The 7002-nt window shown below is 44.8% G+C and carries 5 protein-coding genes, 1 riboswitch and 1 other annotated feature; all 5 genes read left to right on the top strand.

Features of this window, described 5'->3' with window-relative positions:
• Window positions 1-271: 271 nt before the first annotated feature.
• A riboswitch (Lysine riboswitch) is annotated at window positions 272-449 on the top strand.
• Window positions 450-561: 112 nt separating this feature from the next.
• Window positions 562-2154, top strand: a complete 1593-nt coding sequence (locus AB4138_RS12415) for a Na+/H+ antiporter NhaC family protein (protein ID WP_017060263.1) — start codon at window positions 562-564, stop codon at window positions 2152-2154.
• Between the two features lie 190 nt (window positions 2155-2344).
• Window positions 2345-2480, top strand: a sequence feature (His leader region).
• Between the two features lie 53 nt (window positions 2481-2533).
• On the top strand, window positions 2534-3430 hold the full coding sequence (gene hisG / locus AB4138_RS12410) for an ATP phosphoribosyltransferase (RefSeq protein WP_017060264.1): 897 nt from the start codon (window positions 2534-2536) through the stop codon (window positions 3428-3430).
• Window positions 3430-4731 (top strand): histidinol dehydrogenase, encoded by a 1302-nt coding sequence (gene hisD, locus AB4138_RS12405; RefSeq protein WP_017065318.1) that lies wholly within the window; start codon window positions 3430-3432, stop codon window positions 4729-4731. Before hisG ends, hisD begins: the two co-directional genes overlap by 1 nt.
• A 9-nt stretch (window positions 4732-4740) precedes the next feature.
• The gene (gene hisC, locus AB4138_RS12400; RefSeq protein ID WP_017060266.1) at window positions 4741-5781 is read left to right on the top strand and encodes a histidinol-phosphate transaminase; all 1041 of its coding nucleotides are present in this window, start codon (window positions 4741-4743) and stop codon (window positions 5779-5781) included.
• A 129-nt stretch (window positions 5782-5910) separates the two neighbouring features.
• Window positions 5911-6999 carry a bifunctional histidinol-phosphatase/imidazoleglycerol-phosphate dehydratase HisB gene (hisB, locus tag AB4138_RS12395; protein WP_017067390.1) on the top strand — a complete coding sequence of 363 codons (1089 nt, stop codon included), beginning with the start codon at window positions 5911-5913 and terminating at the stop codon, window positions 6997-6999.
• The last annotated feature ends 3 nt before the right edge of the window (window positions 7000-7002 follow it).

The following is a 7002-nucleotide window of genomic DNA, read 5'->3' as shown; positions in this document are numbered from 1 at the left end:
ATATAAAAGTGAGATGAATAGTTGAAAATTCAGAGCAGTATTTCTATTGAATTTATAATAATTATTAAGAATATCTTAAAAAATGATATGTGACAGGTGGAGTAGTCAACTTATGTAGACTATTCTTCTATTGATTAGTTCATTAACAAAAAGCTATTTTTCTCGGAATGATATGTTGCATTGTTGCTCTTGATGAGTACAATTGCGGCTACCTGATGCGAGGTGTTGGTTAATTTGTTGTTAAACTCTGGTTTGCACGGTTAATAATGTTATCGCACGTAGAGGTGCAATTATAAAAAGTAACTTCCGTTGGGGTGATGCCAATGAACGGGAATGAAAGGTGTAATTGCCGAAGTAAATTGTATATCTAAGCAATTTGCTGGGGTTGTGCTCAATAGGTACAACACTGCCATAGTCTTAATTTTAAACTATGGAGCGCTACTGTAGGGTTGGGTGAAGTGTTCACTTCCCTTTCGCTTAGTTCAACATGAGCTTGGTCAGCCGTATCAAGTTTGTCTGCAGTAGATCTCTAGCCAAATAAAAAACTGGTTTTTGAAGATCATGAATTTAATAGATTTTGCAACATCACCTTTATCTTTGCTTCCGCCCCTTGTGGCTTTGAGCCTTGCTATTGTTACCCGCCGTGTATTGGTTTCTTTGGGTGTCGGTATCATCATGGGTGCGATTCTACTTGCTGATTACTCAGTAGGTAACGCAGCTAGCTACGTGTTTACTAAAGCATCTGGTGTTTTCATCGAAGATGGTGGCATCAACACTTGGAACATGAGCATCATTGCATTCCTAATTATTCTTGGAATGACAACGGCATTATTAACACTGTCTGGCGGTACTCGCGCATTCGCGGAGTGGGCACAGTCTCGCGTTAAGAGTAAACGTGGTTCAAAACTACTTGCTGCTTTCTTAGGTGTATTCATCTTTGTTGATGACTACTTTAACAGCCTAGCGGTTGGTGCTATCTCTCGTCCTGTAACAGACCGCTTCTATGTATCTCGCGCTAAGCTTGCTTATATCCTAGATTCAACTGCTGCTCCTATGTGTGTGATCATGCCTGCTTCTAGCTGGGGTGCTTACATCATCACGATCATTGGTGGCATCTTAGTGACACACGGTGTGACAGAGTATTCTGCACTGGGTGCTTACGTTCGTCTTATCCCAATGAACTTCTACGCTGTATTCGCACTACTAATGGTGTTCGCAGTAGCATGGTTCGGTCTAGACGTTGGTAAGATGCGTGAGCATGAGATCGAAGCATCTCAAGGCCGTGGCTTTGAAGGTGACAACGATCAAAAGCAAGCTCACGATCTAAACGAAGAGTTAGATATCGAAGAGAGCGAAAACGGTTCAGTTTCTGATCTTGTTATGCCAATCGTATCGCTAATTGTAGCGACAGTGGCTGCAATGCTTTACACAGGCGGCCAAGCGCTGGCTGCTGATGGCCAAGCATTCAACCTTCTAGGCGCATTCGAAAACACGGATGTAGGTAAGTCTCTTGTTTACGGTGGTGTTATTGGCTTACTAGTAGCACTAGCGACAGTATTCAAGCAAAAGCTATCTATGACTGATATCGCAAGAACAATGTGGATCGGTGCTAGCTCTATGTTTGGCGCGATTCTGATTCTTGTGTTTGCATGGACTATCGGTTCTGTTATCGGCGACATGAAAACGGGTTCTTACCTATCGTCTCTAGTAACAGGCAGCATTGATTACCACTGGTTACCGGTTATGTTGTTCCTTCTAGCGGGCGTTATGGCGTTCTCTACAGGTACATCTTGGGGTACGTTCGGTATCATGCTACCAATCGCGGGTGATATGGCTGCAGCATCGGATATCGCACTGATTCTTCCAATGCTAAGTGCGGTTCTAGCGGGTGCAGTATTTGGTGACCACTGTTCTCCAATCTCAGATACGACGATTCTGTCTTCTACTGGTGCTCGTTGTAACCACATCGACCACGTCTCGACTCAGCTTCCATACGCGTTGTCTGTAGCGTTTGTATCGTGCATTGGTTTCATCACTCTAGGTATGACATCTTCAATTGGCATCGCATTTGGCGCAGCGTCTCTAACGTTTGTTGCTGTATGTTTTGCATTGGCTTACTTCTCTCGCTGCAAAATGGCGACGTGCAAAAGCTAAAATTGAAAGTTAATCAGTAAACTATCAGGGAGGCGTTTGCCTCCCTTTTTTGTGCCTGTTAATTTAATTTTAAGTTTCGTGAAAAAAGTTCGAATAAATGGTTGAAAAAGGATGTCAGCTTAGTTAGTGTGGAGACAAGACAGCAAACAACCTAAGAGCTGATAAGTATGCGTAAATTAGTAATGAACATTCATCACCATCATCACCCTATCTAGTCTTTCGGGGGGATTTACGTATACCCGGGAGCAAGATTACTCCCGGAGGTTAAGTCAAAAGAATTTAGATTTAAACCCTCGGGATGACAAAGTCCCCGAGGGTTTTTTAGTTTTAGCGCTTTTAAATAATCAATAAATTCAAATATTTGCACAGGGATACAGCAATGCAGACACAACGCCTAAGAATCGCAATTCAAAAGAAAGGTCGCTTAAGTAAAGAGTGCCAAGACCTACTTAAAAAATGTGGTGTTAAATTTAATATCATGGGTGAGCGCCTAGTGGTTCACTCACTAAATATGCCAATCGACTTGTTACTCGTTCGTGATGACGACATCCCAGGTCTTATCATGGATGGTGTAGTTGACCTTGGTTTCATCGGTGAAAATGAACTAGAAGAAGTTCGTCTAGATCGTGTTGCTCTTAAAGAGCCTTCAGAGTTCCGCACACTACGTCGTTTAGACTTCGGTGGTTGCCGCCTTTCAATCGCTATTAATAAAGACGAAGAATACAACGGCCCACAAGACTTAGCGGGCAAACGTATTGCGACAACCTACCCACAACTACTTAAAGCCTACATGGACGAGCAGGGTGTTGAGTTCAGCACTTGTATGCTAACAGGTTCGGTTGAAGTCGCGCCTCGCGCTGGCCTTGCAGACGCTATCGCTGATTTAGTTTCTACAGGTGCAACGCTTGAAGCGAACGGCCTAAAAGAAGCAGAAGCTATCTTCCAATCGAAAGCAACACTGATTCAACGTGTTGGCGACTTCGACGCAGACAAGACCGCACTGATTGAAAAACTACTGACTCGTATGCAGGGTGTTCAACAAGCAAAAGAGTCGAAGTACATCATGCTTCACGCGCCAACCTCTCAACTAGAGCAAATCAAAGCACTACTGCCTGGTGCTGAAGATCCAACGGTTCTTCCTCTATCTACAGACAAAGACAAAGTTGCCGTGCACCTAGTAAGTACAGAGAACTTGTTCTGGGAAACAATGGAACAGCTGAAAGAGTTGGGTGCAAGCTCGATTCTAGTATTACCAATCGAAAAAATGATGGGGTAGTGACGATGAGAACCGTTGTTTGGCAATCTTTAAGTGAATCACAGCAAGACTCGGTATTAGAGCGTCCAGCTATTACTGAAGGTGCAAACATCACAGCGACTGTTTCTGATGTTATTGCAAAAGTACGAAATGAAGGCGATGCCGCGCTTAAAAAGCTGACTGCAAAGTTTGATGGTGTAACTCCAGAATCTATCCGAGTCAGTTCGGGTGAGATTGAAGAGGCGTGTGCTCGTCTAACACCAGAGATGAAGCAAGCGTTAGAGCAAGCTTATAGCAACATTGCTAAGTTTCACGAAGCTCAAAAGCCGCAGCCAATTAAGGTTGAGACACAGCCTGGTGTTGTGTGTGAGCAAGTGACGCGCGCGATTAATACTGTTGGCCTTTATATTCCCGGTGGCAGTGCGCCACTACCGTCAACGGTTCTTATGTTAGGTGTTCCTGCTCAAATCGCAGGTTGTCGTAAGGTTGTGCTTTGTTCACCTCCGCCAATCGCTGATGAAATCTTGTATGTCGCTAAGCTTTGTAAGATCGACGAAGTTTACAACGTTGGTGGTGGTCAAGCGGTTGCAGCAATGGCTTACGGTACCGAGAGTGTGGCTAAAGTCGATAAGATCTTCGGCCCAGGTAATGCCTACGTTACGGAAGCAAAGCGCCAAGTGAGTAATGACTTCCGCGGAGCAGCTATTGATATGCCAGCTGGCCCATCTGAAGTGTTAGTGATTGCTGATGAAACGGCTGATGCAGACTTCATTGCAGCGGATTTGTTGAGCCAAGCGGAACACGGGCCTGACTCTCAAGTAGTATTGGTAACTCCATCTCCAGTGGTTGCAGACCAAGTAACAGAAGCGGTTCAAAAGCAACTGAAAGAACTGTCTCGTGCGAACATCGCTCAGCAAGCATTGGCTTCAAGCTTAATCATCATTGCTGAATCGATCACTCAAGCGATTGCGATTTCGAATTTCTACGGTCCTGAGCACTTGATCGTTCAAACCAAGAACCCACGTGAATTGCTGCCATTGCTAGATAATGCAGGCTCAATTTTCCTTGGTGACTGGTCTCCAGAATCTGCAGGTGACTACGCATCCGGCACAAACCACGTTCTTCCGACTTACGGTTATACCAAGACGTATTCAAGCCTAGGTTTGGCTGATTTCTCTAAGCGAATGACGGTGCAGGAGCTAACAGCCGATGGGTTGAAAGGCCTAGCGCCAACAGTAGTAACAATGGCGGAAGCCGAAGGTTTGGATGCACACAAACGCGCTGTGACTATCCGAGTTGAAAAGTTAAATAAAGCGAAATAAGGGTAGGGCATGGAAAAGTTAGCAAGAAAACAAGTTCAGGCTCTAACACCTTACTTGTCTGCAAGACGCATAGGCGGTACTGGTGATGTATGGCTAAACGCCAACGAATCTCCGTTTGATAACGAGTACAACCTGAACTTGTCTCGTCTTAACCGTTACAGCGAATGTCAGCCAAAAGAGCTGATTGATGCTTACGCTCAATACGCAGGCGTGAAATCAGAGCAAACTCTGACAACGCGTGGTGCTGACGAAGGTATTGAATTACTGATTCGTGCTTTCTGTGAGCCGAACGAAGACGCTATTCTTTACTGCCCACCCACTTACGGTATGTACGCAATCAGTGCAGAGACGATTGGTGTTGAGCGTAAGGTTGTGCCTCTGACTTCTGAATGGCAATTGGATCTTCCAGCTATCGAAGCTCAGCTCGACAACGTAAAAGTGGTGTTTGTTTGTAGCCCAAATAACCCAACCGGTAATTTGGTTGATCGCAAAGACATCATCAAGTTGCTTGAAATGACACAAGACAAAGCGATTGTGGTGATGGATGAAGCGTATATCGATTTTTGTCCAGAAGCGTCAACCGTTGATTTGCTTGAGCAATATCCAAACCTAGCGATTCTGCGCACCTTGTCGAAGGCCTTTGCTTTGGCGGGCTTACGTTGTGGCTTTACGCTAGCGAACAAAGAGCTTATCGATGTACTGTTGAAAGTGATTGCTCCTTATCCTGTGCCAATCCCTGTTGCTGACATTGCCGTTCAAGCACTTTCAGAGCAAGGACTAGCGCGAGCTAAGTTCCAAGTTCTAGATTTAAGTGCTAACCGAGCGTATTTGCAGGCGGGTCTATTAGGTATGCCTCAAGTGACGGTTTTTGATGGCTGGGGTAACTACTTACTGGTGAAATTCCCGAACGGCGATGAGTTATTTAAAGCGGCTTGGGATACGGGCATTATTTTGCGTAATTCACCTATTGAAGACTGTGTTCGTATTAGTATTGGTAACCGCGAAGAGTGCGAAAAGACACTTGGATTCATTCGTAACTTTTATCAGTAATGAAAGGCTTACCAGTAATAACATTTGCCAGTTTGAGTTGATTAATTGGGCTGGCAAGTGAAACCAATATTTTGGGTTAGCGTTTGATTTTAGCTAGGCCACCAGATTTAAAATTAAAAGGAAGTTCAAGTGAGTAAACAACAGAAAATACTTTTTATAGACCGTGACGGCACCTTAATTGTAGAGCCGCCAGTTGACTTTCAAGTAGATCGTTTAGACAAGCTAAAATTCGAACCGCGAGTAATTCCTAGCCTACTTGCACTGCAAGACGCTGGTTACCGTCTAGTGATGGTGACTAACCAAGATGGTCTAGGTACCGATAGCTACCCACAAGAAGATTTCGATGCACCACACAATATGATGATGGAGTTCTTCGAATCTCAAGGCGTTAAGTTTGACGACGTGCTTATTTGCCCTCACTTTGACGAAGACAACTGCTCTTGCCGTAAGCCTAAACTGGGTATGGTTAAAGAGTACCTACAAGGCGGTAAAGTCGATTTCCAACACTCTGTTGTGATTGGCGACCGAATGACGGATCTTCAACTGGCAGAGAACATGGCAATCCGCGGTATTCAATATAGCCCGGATGCGGAAACTGAAGGCACGCTTAACTGGCCACAAATCGTTAAAGATCTGACGGTTAATGCGCGTATTGCTGAAGTAGTTCGTACTACTAAAGAAACCGATATCAAGGTTGCAGTAAACCTTGATGAAACCGGTGGCAACAAGATCGATACCGGCATGGGTTTCTTCGACCACATGCTTGATCAAATCGCGACACACGGTGGTTTCCAAATGAACCTGACTGTGAAGGGCGACCTGCACATTGATGATCACCACACAGTCGAAGATACCGCTCTGGCTTTAGGCCAAGCATTGAAAGATGCACTAGGCGACAAACGTGGTATTGGCCGTTTTGGTTTCAGCCTACCAATGGATGAGTGTTTGGCTCAGTGTGCGTTAGACCTTTCTGGTCGTCCATACCTGAAGTTCGATGCTAAGTTCAGCCGTGAGCAAGTGGGTGATCTTTCAACCGAGATGGTGGTTCACTTCTTCCGTTCTCTAACTGATACATTGGCTTGTACGCTACACCTTTCTTCTGATGGCAATAATGATCACCACATCATTGAGAGCCTGTTCAAAGCGTTTGGCCGTACTCTTCGCCAAGCAATCAAAGTTGAAGGTAACGAGTTACCAAGCAGCAAAGGCGTTCTGTAAGGG

This window comes from Vibrio sp. 10N.286.52.C3, assembly GCF_041468865.1.
In the GTDB taxonomy this organism is placed as follows: Bacteria; Pseudomonadota; Gammaproteobacteria; order Enterobacterales; family Vibrionaceae; genus Vibrio; species Vibrio crassostreae_C.
The sequence above is the reverse complement of the archived record's forward strand: the minus strand, read 5'-3'. Positions and strand labels throughout refer to the sequence as shown.

Excerpts from the sequence above, each read along its gene's own strand:
- hisC (WP_017060266.1), top strand. The coding sequence starts at position 4,741 with ATGGAAAAGTTAGCAAGAAAACAAGTTCAGGCTCTAACACCTTACTTG.
- AB4138_RS12415 (WP_017060263.1), top strand. The coding sequence starts at position 562 with ATGAATTTAATAGATTTTGCAACATCACCTTTATCTTTGCTTCCGCCC.
- hisG (WP_017060264.1), top strand. The coding sequence starts at position 2,534 with ATGCAGACACAACGCCTAAGAATCGCAATTCAAAAGAAAGGTCGCTTA.